This is a genomic window from Leptolyngbya sp. Cla-17 (assembly GCF_016807185.1).
Lineage (GTDB): Bacteria > Cyanobacteriota > Cyanobacteriia > Leptolyngbyales > Leptolyngbyaceae > ULC077BIN1.
In genome coordinates, this window is record NZ_JAEVYN010000001.1 from 2,440,181 (window position 1) to 2,463,143 (window position 22,963).

Annotated in this window: 22 protein-coding genes, 1 pseudogene and 1 riboswitch; of the genes and pseudogenes, 18 read left to right on the forward strand and 5 right to left on the reverse strand. The window is 47.5% G+C overall.

Features of this window, described 5'->3' with window-relative positions; genetic code table 11:
- The first annotated feature begins 505 nt into the window (after positions 1–505).
- The 3 genes from JOY44_RS10875 (at position 506) to JOY44_RS10885 (ending at position 3,155) form a co-directional block, all read left to right on the forward strand.
- Positions 506–973: an RNA recognition motif domain-containing protein gene (locus tag JOY44_RS10875; protein WP_171573569.1), complete on the forward strand. Its 468-nt coding sequence runs from the start codon at positions 506–508 to the stop codon at positions 971–973.
- 610 nt (positions 974–1,583) lie between these two features.
- A complete protein-coding gene (locus JOY44_RS10880) occupies positions 1,584–1,781 on the forward strand; it encodes a hypothetical protein (RefSeq protein ID WP_171573570.1) in 198 nt (65 codons plus the stop codon).
- A gap of 168 nt (positions 1,782–1,949) precedes the next feature.
- Complete coding sequence (locus JOY44_RS10885) at positions 1,950–3,155, forward strand: class I SAM-dependent methyltransferase (protein ID WP_197985124.1); 1,206 nt, start codon at positions 1,950–1,952, stop codon at positions 3,153–3,155.
- A 165-nt stretch (positions 3,156–3,320) separates the two neighbouring features.
- Here JOY44_RS10885 and JOY44_RS10890 read toward each other — a convergent pair whose 3' ends face one another.
- Positions 3,321–4,538 carry a septal ring lytic transglycosylase RlpA family protein gene (locus JOY44_RS10890; RefSeq protein ID WP_171573571.1) on the reverse strand — a complete coding sequence of 406 codons (1,218 nt, stop codon included), beginning with the start codon at positions 4,536–4,538 and terminating at the stop codon, positions 3,321–3,323.
- Between the two features lie 451 nt (positions 4,539–4,989).
- Here JOY44_RS10890 and purM point away from each other — a divergent pair, with 451 nt between their 5' ends.
- The 12 genes from purM (at position 4,990) to JOY44_RS10950 (ending at position 16,247) form a co-directional block, all read left to right on the forward strand.
- Positions 4,990–6,018 carry a phosphoribosylformylglycinamidine cyclo-ligase gene (gene purM / locus JOY44_RS10895; RefSeq protein WP_171573572.1) on the forward strand — a complete coding sequence of 343 codons (1,029 nt, stop codon included), beginning with the start codon at positions 4,990–4,992 and terminating at the stop codon, positions 6,016–6,018.
- Between the two features lie 4 nt (positions 6,019–6,022).
- A complete protein-coding gene (gene rsmA / locus JOY44_RS10900) occupies positions 6,023–6,859 on the forward strand; it encodes a 16S rRNA (adenine(1518)-N(6)/adenine(1519)-N(6))-dimethyltransferase RsmA (protein WP_171573573.1) in 837 nt (278 codons plus the stop codon).
- A 29-nt stretch (positions 6,860–6,888) separates the two neighbouring features.
- The gene (gene ispE / locus JOY44_RS10905; RefSeq protein ID WP_171573574.1) at positions 6,889–7,833 is read left to right on the forward strand and encodes a 4-(cytidine 5'-diphospho)-2-C-methyl-D-erythritol kinase; all 945 of its coding nucleotides are present in this window, start codon (positions 6,889–6,891) and stop codon (positions 7,831–7,833) included.
- Positions 7,834–7,866: 33 nt separating this feature from the next.
- Positions 7,867–8,226: a DUF3082 domain-containing protein gene (locus JOY44_RS10910; protein ID WP_171573575.1), complete on the forward strand. Its 360-nt coding sequence runs from the start codon at positions 7,867–7,869 to the stop codon at positions 8,224–8,226.
- Between the two features lie 282 nt (positions 8,227–8,508).
- A riboswitch (guanidine-I (ykkC/yxkD leader) is annotated at positions 8,509–8,640 on the forward strand.
- 291 nt (positions 8,641–8,931) lie between these two features.
- Positions 8,932–9,756 carry an ABC transporter ATP-binding protein gene (locus JOY44_RS10915; RefSeq protein ID WP_171573576.1) on the forward strand — a complete coding sequence of 275 codons (825 nt, stop codon included), beginning with the start codon at positions 8,932–8,934 and terminating at the stop codon, positions 9,754–9,756.
- Positions 9,725–10,789, forward strand: coding sequence for an ABC transporter substrate-binding protein (locus JOY44_RS10920; RefSeq protein ID WP_242541740.1), 1,065 nt, complete (start codon positions 9,725–9,727; stop codon positions 10,787–10,789). The genes JOY44_RS10915 and JOY44_RS10920 overlap by 32 nt, the downstream gene beginning before the upstream one ends.
- A gap of 140 nt (positions 10,790–10,929) precedes the next feature.
- Positions 10,930–11,727 carry an MBL fold metallo-hydrolase gene (locus JOY44_RS10925; protein ID WP_171573578.1) on the forward strand — a complete coding sequence of 266 codons (798 nt, stop codon included), beginning with the start codon at positions 10,930–10,932 and terminating at the stop codon, positions 11,725–11,727.
- Between the two features lie 34 nt (positions 11,728–11,761).
- The gene (gene glnT / locus JOY44_RS10930; RefSeq protein ID WP_171573579.1) at positions 11,762–13,120 is read left to right on the forward strand and encodes a type III glutamate--ammonia ligase; all 1,359 of its coding nucleotides are present in this window, start codon (positions 11,762–11,764) and stop codon (positions 13,118–13,120) included.
- A 91-nt stretch (positions 13,121–13,211) separates the two neighbouring features.
- Complete coding sequence (locus tag JOY44_RS10935) at positions 13,212–14,066, forward strand: ABC transporter permease (RefSeq protein ID WP_171573580.1); 855 nt, start codon at positions 13,212–13,214, stop codon at positions 14,064–14,066.
- A 50-nt stretch (positions 14,067–14,116) separates the two neighbouring features.
- On the forward strand, positions 14,117–14,713 hold the full coding sequence (locus JOY44_RS10940) for a cysteine hydrolase family protein (RefSeq protein WP_197985125.1): 597 nt from the start codon (positions 14,117–14,119) through the stop codon (positions 14,711–14,713).
- 155 nt (positions 14,714–14,868) lie between these two features.
- The gene (locus JOY44_RS10945; RefSeq protein WP_171573581.1) at positions 14,869–15,309 is read left to right on the forward strand and encodes a bis(5'-nucleosyl)-tetraphosphatase; all 441 of its coding nucleotides are present in this window, start codon (positions 14,869–14,871) and stop codon (positions 15,307–15,309) included.
- Positions 15,306–16,247, forward strand: coding sequence for a DNA-methyltransferase (locus JOY44_RS10950; RefSeq protein WP_171573582.1), 942 nt, complete (start codon positions 15,306–15,308; stop codon positions 16,245–16,247). Before JOY44_RS10945 ends, JOY44_RS10950 begins: the two co-directional genes overlap by 4 nt.
- A gap of 317 nt (positions 16,248–16,564) precedes the next feature.
- On the opposite strand, the gene JOY44_RS10955 is transcribed toward JOY44_RS10950, so the two are convergent.
- Positions 16,565–16,840 carry a MoaD/ThiS family protein gene (locus JOY44_RS10955; RefSeq protein ID WP_171573583.1) on the reverse strand — a complete coding sequence of 92 codons (276 nt, stop codon included), beginning with the start codon at positions 16,838–16,840 and terminating at the stop codon, positions 16,565–16,567.
- Between the two features lie 168 nt (positions 16,841–17,008).
- Complete coding sequence (thrC, locus tag JOY44_RS10960) at positions 17,009–18,322, reverse strand: threonine synthase (RefSeq protein WP_171573584.1); 1,314 nt, start codon at positions 18,320–18,322, stop codon at positions 17,009–17,011.
- 69 nt (positions 18,323–18,391) lie between these two features.
- Between thrC and JOY44_RS10965 the strand changes: the two genes are divergently transcribed.
- Complete coding sequence (locus JOY44_RS10965) at positions 18,392–20,044, forward strand: M16 family metallopeptidase (RefSeq protein WP_197985126.1); 1,653 nt, start codon at positions 18,392–18,394, stop codon at positions 20,042–20,044.
- Positions 20,045–20,114: 70 nt separating this feature from the next.
- Positions 20,115–21,164, forward strand: coding sequence for an aromatic ring-hydroxylating oxygenase subunit alpha (locus JOY44_RS10970; RefSeq protein ID WP_171573585.1), 1,050 nt, complete (start codon positions 20,115–20,117; stop codon positions 21,162–21,164).
- A 204-nt stretch (positions 21,165–21,368) separates the two neighbouring features.
- Here the strand turns inward: JOY44_RS10970 and JOY44_RS10975 are convergent, their stop codons facing one another.
- Together JOY44_RS10975 and JOY44_RS10980 are read right to left on the reverse strand one after the other, a co-directional pair.
- Positions 21,369–21,536, reverse strand: coding sequence for a hypothetical protein (locus JOY44_RS10975; protein ID WP_203031964.1), 168 nt, complete (start codon positions 21,534–21,536; stop codon positions 21,369–21,371).
- Positions 21,529–22,062, reverse strand: coding sequence for a hypothetical protein (locus JOY44_RS10980; protein ID WP_203031965.1), 534 nt, complete (start codon positions 22,060–22,062; stop codon positions 21,529–21,531). The genes JOY44_RS10975 and JOY44_RS10980 overlap by 8 nt, the downstream gene beginning before the upstream one ends.
- Between JOY44_RS10980 and JOY44_RS10985 the strand changes: the two are divergent.
- Positions 22,039–22,962: pseudogene (locus JOY44_RS10985) on the forward strand (transposase family protein). The gene JOY44_RS10980 and the pseudogene JOY44_RS10985 sit on opposite strands and share 24 nt — an antisense overlap.
- The last annotated feature ends 1 nt before the right edge of the window (position 22,963 follow it).

Sequence of the window (22,963 nt, forward strand, 5' to 3'; positions counted from 1 at the left end):
CCAATTCAATGCGTTCTTCTTGAGATAACTGTCTCTAAGCATGGCGCTGTGCTTTTGCTACAGTGAAGTAAATTACATAGTGTTTTTAGTACGTTCATTTTTAACTTAGTAGGAGACATCCTTTTGGAAAAGAAAACGAATCCCTGTCAGTCAATAGGCAGAAATTCTGCTTCGCAATGGCAGGGGTAGGCTTACCGTGATACCTTAGTGGATGGCATACGTACTCAAGCAAAGCAACACATTAGAGCAGCCACCTAATTTGTTCCATGATTTATATCTAAAGTCTTGCGTAACGGTCATGCTATTGCAGCCTTATTTAGTTAGCGTTAGCGCAACCGCAAAACTGGTGAGTTATCAATTGCTTTGATCAAGCTGTGTTTTAAGTATTTGTTTGATGCAAGAAGTAGCTGGTTCAGGTCTTGGGTGTATATGTCACCGCATAATTAAGAGTCGCGTTAATAGAAAAAGTTTGTTTAGTTAATATCCAAGTCTAGAGGTATCTTTCATGTCCGTTCGTCTATACATAGGCAACCTTTCGGAAGACTTAACTCGCCAAGAACTTGAGGCGGTTTTTACCGAAGTAGCCGATTCAATTTCTACCAAGCTCATTACTGATCGGAAAACGAATAAGTGTAGAGGCTTTGGCTTTGTGACTGTCAAAACGGATGAAGAGGCAGATGCATTCATTGAAAAGTTCAATGGGCATGTGCTAAACGACAACCCGATCAAAATTGAGAAGGCATTACCTAGAGCCAAAGAAAAAGAGGATGACCTGGAGCCTGCTGTTAGTACTGCTTCTGTTCCCGCGCCAAGTGGGGCACGCAAAGGTGGTGTAAATAAGGGTTCTAATGCTAAAGCCCGTAAAGGTGGAACATCTAGCCCCGATTTAGAAAGTGTTCAGCCTGATCCTCGATGGGCACAAGATTTAGAGAAGTTAAAGCAACTTTTGGCTGCACAAACAACCAACTCATAACTGCAAGCCGTTGTCGGATACGGTTTGGTTATATGTGGGGATTAATCAGTTGCATGTAAACGTTATGTGCAACTGAGTTTCCACTATGAAATTTTTTTTGGAAGAAGGATTCTCAGAAGATTTTATACTTCCCTCCTTATAAGTAGAGCTGACAAAGGTAACTTGTGTGATGTCTTAGGATAGCCGGACACCACACAGGTAGATGGGTATTAGTAGGGTTACTCGGGTTGGAGATGCTACGCTGCGGTAATTGTACTCTCACCCAAAAGTTAATGCGTTATAGCTAGACTCTGACTCACTCCACGGACGCTACATCGTTTCCTCTTAAATTTCTAAGCTTTTCTTTTATTAATTAATTCTGAATCTTTGTCATTCCGCTTTGTTGCTGTATCAACTCGATAGCATAGCTTCTGGGAAATGATAGCCAAAATTTGTTGCGAATTGTAAAAAAGCTTGCGGTTCTAAGATTTAAACACTATCTATAGTAGTGTCAACTGGTAGATAGCCCTACATGCAGCGCTTGCCACTCTGGATTGGATCTATTTCAAGCCAGCGCTAGCGGTTTATCCAGTGCGATGCAATCATCAACATCAAAAGCGAGAAGTGAATTATGGACTACCAAACAAGATTAAATCCCTGGGTCATTAGCAAACTGCTGCCTAACCTTAAACAACTCGCTGTAATTCGCTTTCGCCGTAGAAACGATGCAGAAGCGTATCTTAAAGTTCTCAAGGAGATGCAGCCCCAAGGAAAGTTTGCGATTTCATTTGATGGTGATACGCGAGAATATGCCACTCAAGCTGAGTAATTGTCAAGAAGTCTGCGGTAACTCCAGAGTGTAGGGTTGAAAAAAATAAATAGCGATCGCGCCTCTGCGCATGTGTTTATAAAGAGTATCTTTGTCAGTTAGTCAGCAGCCTTTTCTATCTAAGCGGCTGTGCAACAATAAAAGCCAGAGCAGGATTGGGACAAGGCAGTGCAACTGGAAACAGACAGTAATCAAAGGACTCTTGATCACGTTATCACTCAACGGATTATCGAGAGTCCTGACCATAGAATTTCTTTTGCAGAGTATATGGACTTGGCGCTCTACCATCCACAGTATGGATACTATGCGTCATCCTCTGCTCAAATGGGTGCAGCCGGAGATTTTTTTACTTCCTGCCACTTGAGTGCCGATTTTGGCGAATTATTAGCCGAACAGTTTGTTCAAATGTGGGAGCTTTTAAAGCAGCCAAAGCCCTTTACTCTAGTGGAAATGGGAGCGGGACAGGGATTGTTGGCGATGGATGTGCTGACTGCTCTACAACACAATCACCCAAATTGTTTTGCTTGTTTAGAATATGTGATTATCGAGCGGGCAGCAGCGCTGATTCAAGTACAACAGCACCAATTGCAACAGTTTCTTGCAGCAGGAGTCTTGATTAATTGGTGCGATTTTGCAGATATCCCCGATTCAATCACAGGCTGCTTTTTCTCTAATGAATTAGTTGATGCACTGTCTGTACATCAAGTGGTGTTAGAAGCAGGGCAATTAAGGGAAATTTACATCTCTGTAAATCAGCAAGATTCGCAAACTCATTTTGTAGAAGTCGTTGGCGACCTTTCAACCTCTCAGCTTGTAGATTATTTTGACGTTGTTGGCATCGATCTGCGATCGCCCCCTTACCCCGATGGATATCGCACTGAAGTGAATTTGGCAGCCCTAGATTGGATGACGACTGTTGCCACTCACCTTGAGCGAGGCTATGTCCTCACGATTGACTACGGCTATCCCAGCGATCGCTATTACCATCCTGCTCGGACAGGCACTCTTCAGTGCTACTTTCAGCACCAGCATCACTCCGACCCCTATCGCAATGTAGGGCAACAAGATATCACTGCTCACGTTAATTTTACCGCTTTAGAAAAGCAGGGGGAACTTCATGGACTGAAATGCGTCGGATATACCAAGCAGGCATTGTTTTTGATGGCACTAGGGTTAGGCGATCGCCTAATGGCTCTGAGTCAGTCCTCTGCAACAGATGCTCAATCGATTCAAGAAGTTCTCCGTCGTCGTGATGCATTGCACAGCTTAATTAACCCAATTGGTTTAGGTGATTTTGGGGTTTTAATTCAAAGCAAAGGAGTTGAATCGACGGTGCCACTTATGGGACTCATGGGTGAGATTGCAAATGCTTAAAAAAACAAAAAGCGTGAATAGCTAAGAGCCATTCACGCCTGAGAAAATTTCCGAAAGAAAGTTTACCGCTGTTGTTGACCATGTTTAGCCAAGACTCAACGGTTCTGCCCGTAAACTAACTATTAAATCTACTCTTACGAGAAGTTTGACGGGGTGGGAGTCTGCTTAATTACCGACAACCGCTGCACTTCTAGAATCGACTACTTCCAACTTAACAAGGGCAACTCCTGATTGCACCACACCCAGCACACGAGCCGCCGCAGTAGACAGGTCGATGATGCGGTTTCCGTGGAAGGGACCGCGATCGTTAATTCTGACCATCACCGATTGTCCATTGTTCACATTGGTGACCATAACCTGTGTGCCAAACGGCAAGGTGCGGTGGGCAGCTGTCATAGCATTTTGATTAAAGACTTCGCCACTAGCGCTGCGATTTCCATGAAAGCCAGGTCCATACCACGAGGCAAATCCGGTTAGCTTAAATTGGATGGGTCCCAATGAGACAATTTGATTTCTCCAAGCGATCGGTTTTCCAATGACCCCGCGCAGTGGAGTAGCATCGCCTAAAAGCCGCCTTAAACGGTTAGTTGCTTGGAGCGCATCTTTTTCTAGGTTGCGGGTAGAATCGGGCAAAACGGTGTTGGCGTCAATCACCGCAATTTTGGTAGTGTCTGCCTGAATAAAATAGCGATCGCGCTCAGCTGATGCGCTATCGGCTTGACTGCCCCAAGCCACAGTAATTTTGTCTGCATCTAGCCCATTGCGATAAAGCTGATTCAGTCTTGCAGCAATCGCAGCGGCTCTCCAAACAGGATCATCTTCAGAAGAACTATCAATAGTGCTTAGGTTCAATTCTTGTGAATCTAACTCAGACAAAGACTCAGAAGAATTCAGCAGCGAAGTTAGGGAAGAAGACTGTGCTTTCGCTCGGTTAAGAGACTGAGCATTAGTATGAAGCGGAGCAAAAGAAGAATTTTTTAATTGAGTTCCGAGCTTTGTATCATCCTTGGAAGCTTTGATGGAACCCTTGAAGGTTAAGACTGGAATGTTGCGAACATACAACGTTGCCGCTTTTTGTCCAGATAGTTCATGAGGCTGAACCTTAGCAATCACCTCTTTAATGGTATCAAGCTCAGGCTTAGTAACTTGTTCACCGACTTTCACAACCTCTCTCGCCTGGGGTACAGCACTCAGAGATTTATTCGATGAAGGCGCAGTTTCGGCTGCAATTTCGCTGGGGATTGCTTTCAGATTTATCGGCTTAAGGTCTGCGCTAGAACCTTGTTTACTAGGTTCAACAGGAGCGGCATTACTTGAAGTGGAAACACCCAGAGTTGCAATCAACAGGGAGGCAGTTAGACTGCTAAAAAGTTTTTGAGTCATAATCCATTGGGTAAAAGGCTCATCATTCGGGTTCGAGTTCTGCACAATTCTTCTGCGTTTCTTCAAGCAACAGGTCTCAACTATGTGTTTTGAATGCTAAAAATTAACGAATCTGCATAAAAGCTCGTGGTCTTAACCCGTACTCGGTTCGATTTCGCTCCTATAAATGAGAACTGCAACAGATTATCATGAAGTTTTCGTATTGGGGATCAGTGCTGCCAAAGGATCCCAAAAAGCTTCTGAAGAAACTTCTGTCCAGAAAAGAACTATAAAGACTACTAGTTCAGACTTTTGGATGATTTTTTAATCAGGATTTTAATTTCCAGCTTCATCAAAACTTTATATTTGCGATCGCAAATTTAGCCACCCGTTATTTATTCAAAGAACAAATCTTTAAGTTCTTGAAGACGAAAGAGTACAATGACATCCGAGTCGTTGCTGGCAGATCTGCATGGAATATCGGGATGCAGGAGTAGATGTTGAAAAGGGGCGAGCGTTTGTCGATCGCATCCGCAATTTAGTCGCTAGCACCACTCGTCCAGGTGTTTTAGGCTCATTTGGTGGTTTCAGCGGTTTGTTTGAGCTACCCGCAGGCTACCATCAACCTGTTTTGGTTTCTGGAACGGACGGTGTTGGCACTAAGCTCAAATTGGCGCACAGTCTTAACCAGCACGATACAGTTGGAATTGATTTAGTCGCCATGTGCGTCAATGACGTGTTGACCTGTGGCGCAGAACCCCTATTCTTTTTAGATTATCTAGCGACCGGACATCTAGAGCCAGAGCAATTAACCCAAGTGGTAGAAGGGATTACCAAAGGGTGTCGTTTGGCAGGATGCGCCTTGCTAGGTGGCGAAACCGCAGAGATGCCTGGATTTTATCAAGTGGGAGAATATGATTTGGCAGGGTTTTGTGTGGGTGTGGTGGAAAAAAGCCTGCTTTTGGATGGCTCACAGGTGCAAATTGGAGACGTAGCGATCGGATTGGCAAGTCAAGGCATTCACAGTAACGGGTTTAGCCTAGTACGGAAAATCATCAGCGATCGCGGCTTAAATCTCAGCGATTGTCCTGCAAGTTTTGAGGGGCAATCCTTGGGCAATAGGCTGCTCACTCCCACACAAATCTATGTCAAGCCAATCTTAAATGCGCGTCAGGCTGGCTTAACCATTCACGGCATGGCACATATTACAGGCGGTGGTTTACCCGAAAATCTTCCCCGCTGTTTAGGACAAGCGCAATCCGTACAGATTGATGCCGCCGCATGGACGGTGCCGCCTGTGTTTGAGTGGTTAAAACAAGAGGGCAATGTTAGTCTTTCGGGTATGTTTAACACCTTTAATATGGGAATCGGCTTTGTGGTGTTGGTGCCGCCTGCTCAAGTAAACTTAGCCCTTCAGCATTTTGCTGCCGAAAACATCGCCGCTTTTGCCATCGGTGAAGTGATTACGGGATCGGGTGAAGTCGTTGGCATACCGGAGTAACTCTGTGCCCCAACCGCGCAAACAGTTTGGTCAGCATTGGCTACAGAGTGAAAAAGCGCTGAGCAGCATTGTTGCAGCGGCTGAGCTTAAAAAAACTAGTCCTGATACTGTTGGCGATCGCGTCTTAGAAATTGGTCCAGGAACCGGCGTTTTAACTCGTCAGTTGTTGCCTCAAGCGGACTCCGTTGTTGCGGTAGAAATTGATCGGGATTTGTGTGAACTGTTGATTAGAAAATTAGGCAAGATCGATAACTTCCTGCTGTTGCAAGAAGACTTTTTGACTGTAGATCTACCAGCCATGCTTGCGCCCTTACCAGAGTTTCAAAATCCTAATAAGGTCGTTGCCAACATTCCATACAATATTACTGGACCAATTATTGAAAAGCTGTTAGGCACGATCGCCTGCCCAGCCGAAAACCCATTTGAATCAATTGTATTGTTGGTGCAAAAAGAAGTTGCTTTGCGACTGAATGCAAAACCCGGCTCAACCAATTTTGGAGCCTTAACCGTGCGGGTGCAATATTTAGCCGACTGTGACTTTATTTGTGATGTTTCAGCTAAAGCATTTCAGCCTGTTCCTAAAGTCGATTCAGCCGTGATTCGTCTACGACCTCGGTCTTTTCAGCCTGCCGCGAACGATCTTCGTTTTTTTGAAACCTTGCTTAAATTAGGATTTGGCAGCAAGCGAAAAATGCTCCGAAATAATTTGCAAAGCTTGATTGATCGCGATCGCCTATCCCAATTATTAGAAATTTTAGGTGCTAATCCTCAATCACGAGCCGAAGATTTAAGCGTGGAACAATGGGTTTTGTTAAGTAATCAGTTAGTTGTCGATTCGTAGCTTTTAATTATTAGAGATTTTTTACTTTTATGCGTAGTTACTCTTTAATTGCACCCGCAAAAATCAATTTGTATTTGGAGATTTTGGGCGATCGCCCCGATGGCTATCACGAACTGGTGATGGTGATGCAAAGTGTTGATTTGGCAGATCGAATCGATCTGCGATTAAATGGGACTGAGATGACCCGCGTTCACTGTGATCACCCCAATGTTCCCAACGACGCGAGTAATCTGGCCTATCGTGCGGCTCAACTGATAGGTCAGCAGTTTCCCCAAGCCTTTGCTCGGTTTGGTGCGGTAGACATTACCATTCACAAGCAAATTCCGGTGGGCGCAGGCTTAGCCGGAGGCTCAACCAATGCGGCGGCGGTGCTAGTAGGGCTGGATCTGCTGTGGGAACTAGGGCTGACCCAACCAGAAATTCAAGAATTAGGTGCGTTGCTAGGGTCAGATGTGCCATTTTGCGTTGCGGGTGGAACCGCCTTGGCAACGGGACGCGGTGAACAGTTAGATGCTCTACCGGATCTAGACAAGCTGTATGTTGTGTTAGCAAAATACCGTAGCCTGTCAGTTTCAACGCCCTGGGCCTATCAAACCTATCGCCAGCAATTTGAGTCGTCTTACTTGCGCGAACCGACTGCTCAAGTAAACCGTCGTCGAGAAGTTCGTTCGGGTGCTATCCTCACTGCGATCGCCCATCGAGACAGCGCCCAAATTGGGCAGTTGCTTCACAATGATCTAGAGAAAGTGGTGCTGCCTCATCATCCTAAAGTGGCTGATTTACAAAAACGGTTTCGTGAAATGCAACCATTGGGCACGATGATGTCTGGCTCGGGTCCTACGGTCTTTGCTCTGACCCATACTCAGGCTGAAGCACAGCGGTTATACGATCAAGTGAAAAGCGCGATCGCAGACCCTGATCTGGAGGTATGGCTATCAAAGTTTAGCCACTGTGGAATTCACATCGCACAATAGGCTAAAGACGTAGGCATAACTATCGGCACTTTTATGAGTGATCTTCCCCAACCTGTAGAATCCACGGCACAAGCATCCGTTGCTGGCTCAACTGAGGTAACGACTAAACCACTCACCCCACAAAGCTGTGCGCTGGGTTCCGTTATTTCTGGCGTAATGGCATTTGGCATGTATCGAATGAGTGGCGCGATCGCTCTATCTTTCGCCGCCCACAAAATCCAGTCTGACAACTTTATTGTTCAAAGGATTTCTGCTGCTGTACGCACTTTAGTGATTGGCATGACAACCCTCGGAATGGGCGTATTTGGAGTCGCAGCACTTGGGCTATTCGCTCTGGCAATTCAGTTGATCATTCAAAAAAACAACCAACCGCCAACCTCAAAAGATTCATAGCCACTTGGCGAAACAGCCTTAACTGGGATTGCTACAGCAAAAGGACTGGAAAACAAGCAGCGTCAGGCAATACACGGCAAACGAAATGATCAGTAGAAATGTGATCGCACTGTTTCTTCACGCCTGAATTCATTTAACTTACTCCAACCCTGCGGAAGAGGCTGAAAGTAAGACACCCCAGCAGATTACAGTCACTACTGAGCTTAATAATATGCAAAATATGTGGCTTTTGATACAGCTTCAATTTTATAGGGTTGGTATGCCTAAGCGTATGAGTTTTAAATAATTAGCCTCTAGGGTTCCGGTTTGATGATTCGCTCATTGAACGTCTGGTCCGAGAGAGGCAAGCTCCCACTAATTTGCTAAACGGCAGCTTAGATAGGAGTTACACGGCGGGAAAAAAGCCCGGGAGAAGCTGGCAATCGCTCACAGATTGTGGCTCTCTTGGGCTTTTCCGTTGAAGATATCTTTTTAAGCACACCAGTACATCAGACTAATATCCTGAATCGGTTTTAGAAAGTGACACCTGATAACAGCAAAAAAACGACTCATACCTATAACAACTCACATCTATTTCATATCTATATAAACAGAAACATAAAGCACCGCATAAATAAATATTTCACAAAACCTGTTGCACGCTATGAGTCATGTCATAAGGCATTTGAGTAAGAGCCTGGGTATCCCTGAGAAAAAGTTTGAGCGATGAAACATCAAGATCCTATAGCCATGACAGATTCCGTCAGCCCGTCGATCTCGATCGCAAAGCTGGAGGTTCAAAACATCAGCAAAGTCTACCCAGCCCAGGGTGGGCAATTATCTGTTTTGGAAAATATCCAGTTTCAGATTTATCCAAGAGAACTGGTGTGCTTGGTCGGTTCATCGGGGTGTGGCAAATCTACGCTGCTGAGTATCATTGCGGGTCTGGTCGCGCCCTCATCGGGGCAAGTGCTGGTGGATGGGCAGTGTGTTACCGGTCGTCCCGGTTCTGATCGCGGCATGGTGTTTCAGGGCTATACGCTCTTTCCCTGGCTAACGGTGTCTCAAAATGTCGCCTTTGGACTACAACTGCAAAAGCTACCCAAAGCGGAACAACGCGAACGCATCCATTATTTTTTGGATGTTGTCGGACTGGTGCCCTTTGCCGATGCTTATCCCAAGCAGTTGTCGGGTGGCATGAAACAGCGCGTGGCGATCGCCCGTGCCCTGGCAAACGAACCCGCCGTGTTGCTGATGGATGAACCCTTTGGCGCACTGGATGCCCAAACCAAAGAGCAAATGCAGCAGTTTTTACTCAATCTATGGGAGCAAACTCATGTCACCATCTTGATGATTACCCACGATGTAGAAGAAGCGATCTACCTGTCTCAGCGGGTTTATGTAATGAGTTCCCGACCGGGACGGATGCACTCAGAGATTCCCATTCTCTTACCCGAACACCGAGAACTGGATATTAAACTGTCGCCTGAGTTTGTCGATATCAAACGCCAAGTAATTCATGCTCTACGCGGCGATTCGATCGCCGTTTAATTTGACCCATTCATTCCTTAAAAATACTTCTGTTATGCCTAAGTTCTCTGCCATTGTGCGATCGCTGTCCTTAGCCTTCGCTTCCTTGCTACTGGTCGTTGCCTGTGCTCAGCAGCCCAACGGCACCGCACCCCAATCTCAGCCCCTAGTATCTGCTACCAATAATTGGGTTGGCTATTCTAGTCATCATGTGGCAGTCGGCAAAAACTTTTTCAAAGACGAAAAACTCAACGTTCAAGATCTCTTCTTTCAAAGTAATACGGAACAAATCACTGCCTTTCTAGCGGGCAAAGTTGACATTGCCTGGTTGACCTCCGGCGATGCCGTTCAGATTATGGCAAAAGATCCCACCGTCAAAATAATTTACTTGGTGGATTATTCCAATGGTGCAGATGGCATTCTTGGACGCGACATTAAATCACCTCAGGATGCCAAGGGCAAAACGATCGCCCGTGAAGATATCTTGTTTGAAAAAATCCTTTTGGCGGCTTACCTGAAAAAAGCAGGACTGACCGAAAAAGATGTGATTATCAAAGACCTGGCAGCCGCAGATGCCGCAGCGGCGTTTGGCGCAAAACGGGTAGATATGGCGGTCTCCTATGAACCCTACTTGACTAAAGCCGCAAAACAGGGCGGTGGCGAAGTTGTTTTCTCCACCAAAGATACTAATCTGATCGCCGACGTGGTGATTGCCCGTGACACGCTGATTCAGGCTCGGAAGACTGACCTGCAAGCCTATTTTCGAGCAGTAGACAAAGCGGTGAAATTGTTGAATGCCAACGATCCAGAGGCATTTAAAATTTCAGGCGCAAAACTAGGCGTGACCGGAGAGGAAGTTAAAGAACAGTTGCAAGGCGCAAAATTGTTTGACTTGGAAAGTAACAAGTCGGTTGGGTTCAACAAGGCAGATTCCAACAGCCTGATTGGCAACCTGGAACTTACGGCAAAGGGAGCCTACGAGTCCAAAATCGTTTCCCAGCCGCTTAAAGTCGAGTCTTTGTACGACGATTCAATTGTGAAATCGATGAACTGAGATTTGCGAAAGGAGAGGTAAGGGAGCCGAGGGAGTCAACCGGGTAAAGGGGAAGAGAAGTCTCTCGCTATTCGTCAGCCCTCACTCGCCGCTCTTATCTCCCTGACTCCCTAACCCCTGGCCTCTAATTCCTGATCCCTATGCTCCCTAAGCCAGTCTGCAAAAAATGGTTTTCGACCCAACGCATTCAAGATGGTCTGTACTTAATTACAGAGCCTCACTATTACTGGTATAACCGCGCCAATCTCTGGCTGATTAAAGGACGATCGCAGGATTTGCTGATCGATACGGGGCTGGGAGTTGCCAGTTTGCGGAACTATATTGCCTCTCTGCTTGATAAACCGCTGCTGGCGATCGCCTCCCATATTCACTTCGACCATGCAGGTGGAATGCATGAGTTCGAGCAACGTGCTATCCATGCGGCTGAAGCCGATGCGTTAAGACAGGGCGACGACCACGAAGCACTGTGCGCGCCAGAACAGGGCTGGGTACAGGATGAACACTTTGAGTGCTTGCCCCAGGCGGATTTCACCGTCGAGCAATATACACTTCAGGGAACTGAACCAACCCAGATTTTGCAGGAAGGAGATGTGTTAGATCTGGGCGATCGCGCTTTTGAAGTGCTGCATCTACCAGGACATTCAGCCGGATGTATTGCCTTATATGATGCTCAATCCCAAGAGATCTTCTCAGGTGATGTGATTTACGACGGGGAACTGTTGGATGAACTGCATTGCAGCCATATTCCCACCTACCTCGACACCTACGATCGCCTACGAAAACTGCCTGTAGAAACGGTGTATCCCGGTCACTATCCCATTTTTGGGCGCGATCGCTATCACCAAATCATCAGTGAGTATCTAGAGTGTCGTCGCCAACCCGGATGCCCGTCTGACTCCCCAACTTTGGATCCCCTGATATCCGGCACCTGCCTCTAGGTTCACCCTATTTTCAATTAATCGAGTAAAAAACATGATGGAAAATCTAACTGCTCAAGTGCAGGATTTGAAAGCATCCCTAGAAGCTAAGGGCGTGAAATATGCTCTTGCTAGTTTTGTGGATATTCACGGGATGTGTAAAGCGAAATCCGTGCCGCTCTCCCATTTGGGGCAAATGATGGCGGGGTCAGAACTGTTTACGGGCGCAGCTTTGGATGGTGTACCCCAAGATATCAATGATGAAGAGGTGGCCACTCATCCCGACCCTGACTCAATGACGATTTTGCCCTGGAAGCCAGAGGTTGCCTGGTTCGCCAGCGATCTGTATTTGAAAGGAGAACCGTTTGAAGCCTGCTGCCGGAGCATTCTTAAAAAAGTGCTGGCATCAGCCGCAAGTATGGGGTTTACCTTCAATTTGGGGATTGAAACAGAGTTTTTTATGCTCAAGGAAACTGACGGTAAGCCCATTCCGGTGAGCGATCGCGATACCTTAGCAAAACCCTGCTATGACCTCCAAGGACTGTTGGATAACTACAGTTGGGTCACCGAAATTGTCGAAGCCATGAACAGCCTCGGCTGGGATGTCTACTCCTTTGACCATGAAGACGGCAATGGACAATTTGAAACTGACTTTGCCTACTGCGATTCCCTCAAAATGGCAGATCGATTCACCTTCTTTCGGCTGATGGTCAAGGAAATTGCCCGCAAGCATGGCTTTTTTGCCACCTTCATGCCCAAACCTTTCGCCAATCGCACGGGCAGCGGTGCCCACTACAACATGTCCTTAGCAGACATCAACACTGGAACTAACCTGTTTTACGACTCCGACGATCCACGCGGTTGCAAACTCTCCAAGCTGGGCTACCAATTCATTGCAGGCATCCTCAAACACGCTCCTGCGATTTGCGCCATCATTGCCCCCACCGTCAACAGCTACAAGCGCCTAGTTGCCAGAGGCAGTATGTCCGGCTTCACTTGGGCACCCGTGTATCGCTGCTATGGCAACAATAACCGCACTAACATGCTCCGCATTCCCCTGGCAGGCGGACGGGTAGAATGCCGTGCCGCAGACATTTCTAGCAATCCTTACCTGGGGGCAGCCATTATTTTAGCTGCTGGATTAGAAGGCATTCAGGAAGGATTAGATCCGGGAGAACCCCACACCGAAAATATGTACAGCTACAGTCTGGAACAACTTGCCGAAATGGGAATCCAATGCTTGCCCCGCAACCTGAGTGAGGCGATCGCTGCCTTTGCCAGCGACCCATTGAGCAAAAACGTATTCGGTGCCCTGATGTACAACACTTACATTCAATTCAAATCCCAAGAATGGGAAGAATACCACACCCACATCTCTGACTGGGAAATTCAGCGATATCTAAAATTCTTTTAATCAAGGGATAGGAGTCAGGAGATATTGAATTAGGAGACAGGATTTTCGTTTTCAGTTTCATCCCAATCCAAAGCTTAAAACTTAAAACTCAATGACCCCATCTAACCTCACAGAACCTCAGCCCAGCGGTCGTCAATATCGCTATCTCCAACCATCCGTTTTTTGGAGTATTCGGCAAGGCTTCTCAAGACGATTGGCACTGGCGATCGCCAGCGTCTCCTTGATCATCCCCTTAATAATTTGGGCGGCAGTCAGCTACGGCGGTTTGGTTACTCCCCTCTTTCTGCCAGCGCCTACGGTCGTGATTGCTGCCGGAATCAAGATGTTTGCAGAAGACAATTTGCTCTTTGATGTGCTGATGAGCAGCGGACGAGTTTTAGCGGGATTTATCGTCGCTGCCATCATTGGTGTTCCCCTAGGAATTGCCATGGGCACTTTTCACAGTATGGATAACCTATTTGCACCCCTGGTTGGCACGGTGCGCTACATGCCCGTCACCGCATTTGTGCCGCTGATTGTGATTTGGTTAGGCTTGGGTGAAGCCTCTAAGGTGCTGATCATCATGCTGGGTGTTGTGCTGTACAACGCCATTATGGTTGCCGATGCGGTGAAGTTCATTCCCAACGAGATGATTAATGTGGCGTATACGTTGGGTGCGAGTCGCCGGGATGTATTGTTCAAGGTCATTATGCCTGCCGCCTTTCCCAGTATTCTCGACACGTTGCGCGTGAACATCTCTGGTGCTTGGAACTTTTTGATTATTGCTGAACTGGTTGCTGCTCAAAACGGTTTGGGCTTCAAAATCATTCAGGCTCAACGGTTTCTGCAAACTGAAAAAGTGCTGTTTTGTATCGCCGTGATTGGAGTGATTGGCTTAGTGATTGACTACGGGTTGAAGTGGATTTCTCACAAGCTGACCCCCTGGGCGGATCAAGTTCGGCATTAGTTAGGAGTCATTACTATTTCGTCCCTTGTTACTACTATGAGGATTCAATCATGTTCACCTTAGATGTTCAACGCACCGCTGTTATCTGCATTGACTTTCAAACGGGAGTATTCACAGGAGATTGCGCGTTGTCTTATGTGGGGGCAACAGAGGTGTTGCCCAAGGCAAAGGGAGTTTTAGCGGCGGCTCGTGCTGCCAAGGTGCCTGTCATCCACGTTCAGGAAATGCATCGTCAAGAGATGGTGGACTTTGGGCGAGAACTGGATGGCGCAGAACCTGTACACTGTTTAGAAACCTGGGCAAGCACCCAATTTCACCCAGAACTGGCTCCGATCGCAGGAGAGTTTACTGTCTGCAAACGTCGCTACAGCAGCTTTTTTGCCACTGACCTGGAGATTCTGCTGCGAGGACTCAAGGTTGATACTTTAGTGTTGATGGGGTCAATGACCAATGTGTGTGTTCACTACACCGCCGTGGATGCTCATCAGCGCGATTACCATTTCCATGTAATTGAGGACTGCTGTATTGGTTCTGATTGGGAAGCACACAGGGCTGCGTTAAATGCTATGGCATATCTCCAAAAGCAATCGCGGATTCAACAGCATGAGTTTGTTGAGGCAGTAGCTCAAAAGGCACTATGTCTATGAGTTAACAAAGATCTGAGAAAGCGAATAGTCCATTCGTTTTCTACAAATCAGTCTTTGTAGTTGCTTAGGTGTATGATCAACAAGTTTAATTGCAAGATAGACCTGAGCGATCGCTTCTGTAAGCACTCTCATCGTTCAAAAGCGGCAACATCAGTATGGACGACTTCAACATCGCTAAAGACGCAGCCTTTGGCATTGTCCCCATTTTGCAAAGTGGCGATGAGCATCAATTTTTGTTGATTCAGCACCATGCAGGGCATTGGGGCTTTCCTAAAGGTCACGCAGATGCAGGCGAAACCGATGTACAGGCAGCCTGCCGTGAATTTGAGGAAGAAACAGGCATCACGAGTTTTACGTTGCTAGATGGCACCTCTTTTTCAGAGCAATATCCTTACACCCGCGACGGCAAAAAGTTCAACAAAACCGTGGTTTACTACCCGGCATTTGTGCAGTCGGCAACGGTCAATTGTCAGCCCGAAGAAATTAAAGCCTACGATTGGTTGAGCTACGATCGCGCGATCGCGCGACTGACGTTTGATGGAGCCAAACGGGTATTAGCCGAAGTGCAGCAGTATCTTGAAAAAAGGACTGCATGACTTCCCGCGCTCCTAAAAATCGTACTTTAGAACTGACTGAAGGTGATCGCGCTCGGTTGCGATCGCGGTTAATCTCAGAAATGCCTGTAACGGGCTGGCAAGAACCGCTTCAAGGAACACTGCTAGGTGATTGTTTGGCGTGGGCAACGCTTTTGCCCAAAAACTTTGTTGATCTATTGATTCTCGATCCACCTTACAACCTGACCAAAGACTTTCACGGCAATCGATTTACCCGCCAAACCATTGAGGCTTACACACTCTGGTTTGATGACGCGATCGCCACACTGAAACCGTTACTCAAAACCACGGCTTCCATTTATATTTGTGCTGACTGGTTCTCCTCGATCTCCACCTTTGCGGTTGCCGCTGCCCACTTCACCGTCCGCAACCGTATCACTTGGGAACGCGAAAAAGGACGGGGAGCCAAATCGAACTGGAAAAATTCCAGCGAAGACATCTGGTTTTGCACCATGTCTGATGCCTACACTTTCAACGTGGATGCCGTCAAACTGCGACGTAAAGTGCTTGCCCCCTATCGCCAAAACGGATTGCCCAAAGACTGGCAAGAAACCCCCGATGGCAACTTCCGCGATACTCATCCCTCTAACTTGTGGACCGATATCACCATTCCCTTTTGGTCGATGCCCGAAAATACGGATCATCCCACTCAAAAAAGTGAAAAGCTGCTTGCCCGCCTCATTCTTGCCAGCACAAGCGTTGGGGATACCGTTCTCGATCCGTTTTTAGGCAGCGGCACTACATCTGTTGTTGCAAAAAAACTTGGTCGCCGCTATCTCGGCATCGATTTCAACGAAGACTACTGTCTGTTGGCAGAGAAACGTCTGGAATTAGCAGAATTGGATAAAACTATTCAGGGCTATGCAGATAGCGTATTTTGGGAACGCAATACTCTAGGACGGCAAAAGCTAAAGAGCTAGGATGAGTGCAAGATAGGTAAGGATTGCATAGCCATTTTTTATGGTTACATCGGTAAGCTCACGATGATGCGCCAGTGTATTTCTCAAATTTTGAAGCTGTCTGAAACGGTTTTGTAGAGTAGTTGTGTCGGAACTAGAGTTTCAACTGCCTATTTTTTGAGCGGCATAAGTTAACCGCAACGAGTGTTGCGGTCGAAAATGATGGTGCGTTAATGGCGATCGCTCAAAAATATTTGAGTCAAGATCCACAAATGAGTTTCTGTCTAGACGATGCAAGCAGTTCCATAGAAAATCTGATTACAACAGACCAGCAGTTATTAACCGCCTGCGATCGCAGGAATAATGCTGACTTCATCGCCATCGTTTAACGCAGTGTTGATTCCATCCAAAAAGCGGATATCTTCGCTATTCACATAGAAATTGACGAAGCGGCGCAGTTCGCCTTGATCATCGCACAGACGACCTTTGATTCCAGGACAATTACTTTCCAATGACTCCAGCAGTTCAACGACGGTAGAGCCACTGCATTCAACAGTGGGTTTGTCGTGAGTTAATTTTTGCAAAGGAGTGGGAATGAGAACTTTGATAGCCATAAGAAATTAATCAACTAGTGGATGTGGAAATAATGAATTGAATCGACATGGAACTAATTCGCCCTTATCTCAGCCTTCTCCTCAAGGGAAAGAGGTTAAGCGTTCTAGTCTCCTCTCCGGTAGAAGAAGGCTGGTGAGGGCAGTCTTTGCATTGCAACGAACTGCGAATCAAACTGAAACCTGCTGCCACTCTAATCGACCTAGTGTTTGGGCACGTTCTAGCGCCCGTTCAAAGCTGTCGAGCTTTGGTTCGATCGTTAGAGGTTCACCAATATATCCCTGAATTGCTTCTTGCGTTTTCAGCCCATTTCCAGTGATGTAGACAACCGTGGTTTCATCAGGATTGATTTTGCCTGCTTCTACTAGCTTTTGCAAAACGGCAATCGTCGTGCCGCCTGCGGTTTCGGTGAAAATGCCTTCGGTTTCTGCCAACAGCTTGATGCCATCAATGATTTCGGCATCGGTTACCGATTCGATGTTGCCATTCGTTTTGCGGGCGATGTCGATCGCGTATACTCCATCCGCTGGGTTGCCGATCGCTAGAGATTTGGCGATCGTGCTGGGCTTCACTGGGGTAACAAAGTCTCGCTCTTCCCGAAATGCCTGAGCGATCGGGGAGCAACCTTCCGCTTGAGCACCACTAAAGCGAACAGGCTTATCTTCTACCAAACCCACTTCGACAAATTCGCGGAAACCCTTGTAAATCTTAGTGAACAAGGAACCCGATGCTAGCGGTGCAACGATGTGATCGGGCAATTGCCAGCCTAGTTGTTCTGCCACCTCGAAGCCCAAAGTTTTGGAACCTTCGGAATAGTAGGGACGCAGATTGATGTTGACAAAGCCCCAGCCGTGAGTGTTTGCGACTTCGGAACACAGGCGATTCACCTGGTCATAGTTGCCTTTAACTGCCATCACAGTGGGGTTATAGATTAAGGTGCCCATGATCTTGGCGGCTTCCAAATCAGCCGGAATGAAGACACAGCAATCTAACCCAGCATGAGCCGCGATCGCGGCGGTAGAGTTTGCCAAATTACCTGTACTGGCGCAAGACACTGTCGAAAATCCCAATTCTTGGGCGCGAGTCAAGGCTACAGATACCACCCGATCCTTAAAGCTAAGGGTGGGCATGTTGACCGCATCATTTTTGATGTATAGGTTTTTCAGACCTAAGCGCCGCGCCAACCGTTTTGCCTGCACTAAGGGAGTCATCCCAGTGCCTACATCAATCGGAGTATTGGTTTCTACGGGCAAAAATGAACGGTAGCGCCAAATTGAATTGGGACCAGCAGCGATCGTTTCACGAGTGACGGTGCGGCGAAGCTGATCATAATCATAGGCAACTTCCAAAGGACCAAAGCAATATTCGCAGACGTGCATTGCTTTGAGTTCATACTCAGCGCTACATTCCTTACATTTCAAAGCTCGGAAGGTGGCGGAAGATTGGGGTTGAACGGCGATTGGACGAGCGGTTGCCTGAGTCATGGGTGGAATGCCTGGTGTGTGGTTGTGCGGGAGCGTTAACGATTTTTATAAAACTATTTCTTAATTGTTTTGGATAGTAACACTCGCACTGAAACAGGTCAAACATACCCGACTAAATTTGTCGGGATTAATAATAATGGCTCTGTTCGCTTGCAGATCGCGCTAAGCTCTAAACAAGTAGAAGAAGGAATCATCGACATGCGATCGCTAGAACAGCAACCCCAACGGCGGCGAAAACTTGTAAAGGTATTGACAGTGGGATTTTCGCTGGTTTTGGTGCCGCTGATTTTACTGCTGTTGACCACGATGCTGCCAGTGCAAGCCGCTACGCCAAAACACTATACCGAGCTAACTTTTCCACCCCTGCCGGAGTTGAAGGTGCCGCCCTATGAGCGATTTCAGCTTGCGAACGGCATGGTGATCTATCTAATGGAAGATCATGAGCTACCGCTGGTGGGTGGCACGGCAATCATTCGGACGGGCGATCGCCTAGAACCTGTCGATCAAGTGGGCTTGGCGGATTTGATGGCAACTGTAATGCGAACGGGCGGTACTGCGACCCAATCGGGAGATGACCTGAACCGATTTTTGGAACGTCGAGCGGCCTCCGTAGAAACGGGGATGAGCGATTCGTCGGGGAGTGCAGGATTTAGTGCTTTAACAGAAGATTTGGAGACGGTGTTTGGGCTGTTTGCTGAAGTCGTTCGCAATCCATCTTTTCCTGAAGCCAAGCTAAATCTGGCGAAAACTCAACAACGGGGCGCGATCGCTCGGCGGAACGATACCCCCGGTGGCATTGCAGGGCGAGAGTTTGAAAAACTACTCTACGGCAGCACCAGTCCCTATGCGCGCACGGTGGAATACGCCACGCTAGATGGCATTGCTCGGGAAGATTTAGTCCGCTTCTATCAACAGTATTTCTTGCCAAAAAACATCCTGTTAGGAATTGTGGGGGATTTTAATCCAGTCAAAATGCGCTCGCTGATCGAAGCAAAATTTGGCGACTGGAAGCCGACTGCAACACAATCGGCGACAGCGCAGCCAACCGATGCCATCCCGTCGGCATCCCAGGCAAATCAGGGCGGAGTATTTTTGGTGGATCAACCTCAACTGACTCAAAGCAGTGTGCAAATTGGGCATTTGGGCGGGCAGATCAACAGTCCTGATTATGCGGCGCTTTCAGTGATGAACGGCGTGTTGAATGGCTTTGGCGGACGGTTGTTTAATCAGGTGCGATCACGTCAGGGCTTGGCATACACAGTCTACGCTGCTTGGCGACCCAACTATGATTATCCTGGAACATTTGTTGCCGGTGGACAAACTCGCTCCGATGCCACGGTGCCGTTCATCCAAAGCATATTTGCAGAAATTGATAAAATCCGCACACAACCCGTTACAACAACAGAGCTTGCCTACGCGAAAGACACGGTCCTCAACTCGTTTATATTTAACTTTCAAGATCCTGGGCAGACTCTCGCACGCCTACTCCGGTATGAATATTTTGGCTACCCCAAAGATTTTATTTTTCAATATCGTCAAGGAGTTGAAGCTACGACCGTAGCAGATGTGCAGCGAGTGGCTCAGACTTATCTCAAACCTGAAAAGTTAGTGACTTTAGTTGTTGGAAGTTCCGCTCAAATACAGCCGCCCCTATCTGCTTTAAGCGCAAATACTAAGGTGACGGCAATCGATGTTACAATTCCGCCGCCTAAAAAGGGATAGATGTAAAGTTCGTTTCGGTTGCGCTTAACGCACTAATGAACTTCAAAAAGTCTGGAGAAAGGACTGCTCAATGGTTCAACTAAACTCGTTTTCCCCTACAGTCGCGACTCCGCAAAGCACATCCACGGGAGTCGCAAACAGCACTTCTACCGATCCAGTTTTATTAAACGACTGGCATGTAGTGGCAAAAGTAGACGAACTAGCGCCCGGAACCTGTCATAGCGTCCGTTTGCTAGGAATGGATTTAGTCCTATGGCGCGGACACGATCAACAAATTTTTACGTGGGAAGATCGCTGTCCCCATCGAAGTGTTAAGCTCTCGAACGGTTTAGTAGTCGGTAATACTCTAGTGTGTCCCTACCACGGGATGGTATACGACACAGCAGGGCATTGTATCAAAGTGCCTGCCCATCCAAACTATGTGCCGCCCAAGCAGGCTTGTGTTCGCACGTTTCAAGTTCAAGAGCGCTATGGATTGGTGTTTGTGTGTTTGGGAAAGCCTGCAAACGACATTTCACCGTTTCCTGAGTGGAACGCACCGGGTTATCTCAACTTTTTTTCAGGACCACATTTTTGCCAAACGGGTGGATATCGGGCGATCGAAAACTTTTTGGATGTGGCACACTTTCCCTTCATTCATGCCGACATATTAGGCGACCCAGCCATCACCGCCGTGGATGATTATGAAGTTTCGACGGACGAGCGCGGTGTTCATTTGCACAACGTCCGAGTTTGGCAGCCTGATCCAATTGGCACAGGACAAGGTGCTTACGTCCTTTATCAATATTCTGCTTTACGCCCACTCACCGCCTACTTTCGGAAAGATACCCCTACCGGTGAGTGCCTAACAATTTTGTATTGTGTTACTCCGGTTAGTGAAGAAGAGTGCATTGGATGGATGTGGGTCGGCGCAAATTTTATTGATGCCAGTCAGGAATCAGCAGCGATCGCCTTTCAAGATAAGGTCTTTGCCCAAGACCTCGGCAATCTAGAATCTCACAACCCCAAACGCTTGCCGCTGAATCTTCAGACCGAGTTTCATGTGCCCTGCGATCGCGGTTCTCTTGCCTATCGCAAATGGCTGAAGCAACTCGGCATCACCTACGGCGTGATTCTTTGATGGGTTCAATAGTACTGGACACTCACTAAAACTCAAAAGCTCAGTAATCAAATCTGGGTGATGCTTCAGATTCACACCTATCCTGACGCAGAGACTGTCAAATACAAAAACCGCCAGCCGCCTTACTTGTTTGCCAAGAACGAACAAGGCGAATGGTGCCTGACAGACGAAGGTGAGGGATACCTTGAGGTCAATCTAAAAGCTTTAGATGATGAAGTTATTCAGGTTCATGGCAGCCACTTCGGTTTGTAGACGTGTGGTGATCGCTTGCCGGACTTCGACTTCTGTCGCTGGTTCAAGAGTCTCTGCACCATACATACCAGCCTGTTCTGCGACCACCCTAACCTTGACTCGTTTGTCCAGTTCAATCAATAGCTCTAAGCGCGCAGTGAATAGTCGCTTGCTGAGGGAGTTGCCTGGGGCACTTGATGCCGGTATCGAGCATATCGACGGAAATGGCAATGTGAGGTGCTTTGTCAGGATGGGAAAAGGAGTCGATCAGGTTTTGAGCGTATTCAACTTTGTGGGTGATGATGCGGGCAAAGTCGCCGTTGTAGTGAGGGTAGTTAGCATTGAAACGCTCATAAATATATTTTGCATGGTCGTTGTTTTTGGCGAAGATGATGTTCTTACCCAGGAGATCGCGCCCTGCCACTTTTAGCCCCCGTGTCATCAGGTGAGCCAGCACCTTATCCACAGTATCTTCGTTAAACAACCACTGATTCACAGCCGCCGCTTCTACCCGATCGGGGACATTGCCGTCTTCGTCCCAATCCAGTTCGTCCCACTGCTCTTTCTCATCCTCGGACAGATAACTAGACCTCTTGCGTGAATGTATGTAAGCAGCTAGAACTAGGTCAAGGAGGAGGATATTATGACCTACGAGCAACTTAGCCAACTTAAACCCGGAGCTTTCAAACGTCGATGTGGGGTTCACCTTGAAACGTTTGAGCAGATGGTAGCAATATTGCGTCCCGATCTTGACCGCAGGGGAAAACGGGGTGGACAGTGCAAATTAAGCGTAGAAGACCAATTGTTGGTCGTACTTGAATACTGGCGAGAATACCGGACACAGTTTCATATCGCCACCACGTGGGGGATGAGCGAGTCAGCCGTATGTCGATTGATTCAAAAGGTGGAAGGATTATAGCGGTTCTCTGTCGGATGAGGTGCAGTTGGGACAAAGCGGGGAAGGGATTTGAGGCTCTAGTTTGCACCTCACGGGAGCCGGAAACGCTATATTGACCAATTCAGACCAGTTTCGGCTACCCGGCAAAAAGCAACTCTACCAGAATGCCAGTACTTGGAGCGTAGTGGCAGTGGATGTGACTGAAAGCCCCATTGAGCGTCCCCAAAAAAACAGCGAGGCTACTACAGCGGCAAGAAAAAGCGGCATACCCTAAAAGCTCAAGTGGTAGTCAATCAAGCGACTGGACAGATTATCTGCACAGCCTTTGGCAAAGGGCGAGTCCATGACTTTCGCTTGTTCAAGCTCCATCGCCTGCCGATGCTGCCGGAGCAGTTGTGTTTAGCGGACAGAGGCTATCAGGGTATGGCAAAGCTACATCCCTGTAGTTGCACTCCAACCAAAAAGCCCCGTAAAGGCAAATTGAGCAAAGCTGAGCGGCAGCACAACCGCACTCTAGCCCGATTACGAGTGGTCGCTGAGCATGTGAATCGGAAGCTCAAGATTTTTCGGATTCTCGCTGAACGGTATCGAAATCGACGCAAGCGCTTCGGGTTGCGCTTCAACCTGATTGCGGCGATCATCAACTGTGAACTTTCGCTCTCTTCTTGAT

Bases quoted from the DNA above. Each gene is read 5' to 3' on its own strand.
- JOY44_RS10875 (WP_171573569.1), top strand. From the start codon at position 506: ATGTCCGTTCGTCTATACATAGGCAACCTTTCGGAAGACTTAACTCGC.
- JOY44_RS10880 (WP_171573570.1), top strand. From the start codon at position 1,584: ATGGACTACCAAACAAGATTAAATCCCTGGGTCATTAGCAAACTGCTG.
- JOY44_RS10890 (WP_171573571.1), bottom strand. From the start codon at position 4,538: ATGACTCAAAAACTTTTTAGCAGTCTAACTGCCTCCCTGTTGATTGCA.
- purM (WP_171573572.1), top strand. From the start codon at position 4,990: ATGGAATATCGGGATGCAGGAGTAGATGTTGAAAAGGGGCGAGCGTTT.
- ispE (WP_171573574.1), top strand. From the start codon at position 6,889: ATGCGTAGTTACTCTTTAATTGCACCCGCAAAAATCAATTTGTATTTG.
- JOY44_RS10910 (WP_171573575.1), top strand. From the start codon at position 7,867: ATGAGTGATCTTCCCCAACCTGTAGAATCCACGGCACAAGCATCCGTT.
- JOY44_RS10915 (WP_171573576.1), top strand. From the start codon at position 8,932: ATGAAACATCAAGATCCTATAGCCATGACAGATTCCGTCAGCCCGTCG.
- JOY44_RS10920 (WP_242541740.1), top strand. From the start codon at position 9,725: ATGCTCTACGCGGCGATTCGATCGCCGTTTAATTTGACCCATTCATTC.
- JOY44_RS10925 (WP_171573578.1), top strand. From the start codon at position 10,930: ATGCTCCCTAAGCCAGTCTGCAAAAAATGGTTTTCGACCCAACGCATT.
- glnT (WP_171573579.1), top strand. From the start codon at position 11,762: ATGATGGAAAATCTAACTGCTCAAGTGCAGGATTTGAAAGCATCCCTA.
- JOY44_RS10935 (WP_171573580.1), top strand. From the start codon at position 13,212: ATGACCCCATCTAACCTCACAGAACCTCAGCCCAGCGGTCGTCAATAT.
- JOY44_RS10940 (WP_197985125.1), top strand. From the start codon at position 14,117: ATGTTCACCTTAGATGTTCAACGCACCGCTGTTATCTGCATTGACTTT.
- JOY44_RS10945 (WP_171573581.1), top strand. From the start codon at position 14,869: ATGGACGACTTCAACATCGCTAAAGACGCAGCCTTTGGCATTGTCCCC.
- JOY44_RS10950 (WP_171573582.1), top strand. From the start codon at position 15,306: ATGACTTCCCGCGCTCCTAAAAATCGTACTTTAGAACTGACTGAAGGT.
- JOY44_RS10955 (WP_171573583.1), bottom strand. From the start codon at position 16,840: ATGGCTATCAAAGTTCTCATTCCCACTCCTTTGCAAAAATTAACTCAC.
- thrC (WP_171573584.1), bottom strand. From the start codon at position 18,322: ATGACTCAGGCAACCGCTCGTCCAATCGCCGTTCAACCCCAATCTTCC.
- JOY44_RS10970 (WP_171573585.1), top strand. From the start codon at position 20,115: ATGGTTCAACTAAACTCGTTTTCCCCTACAGTCGCGACTCCGCAAAGC.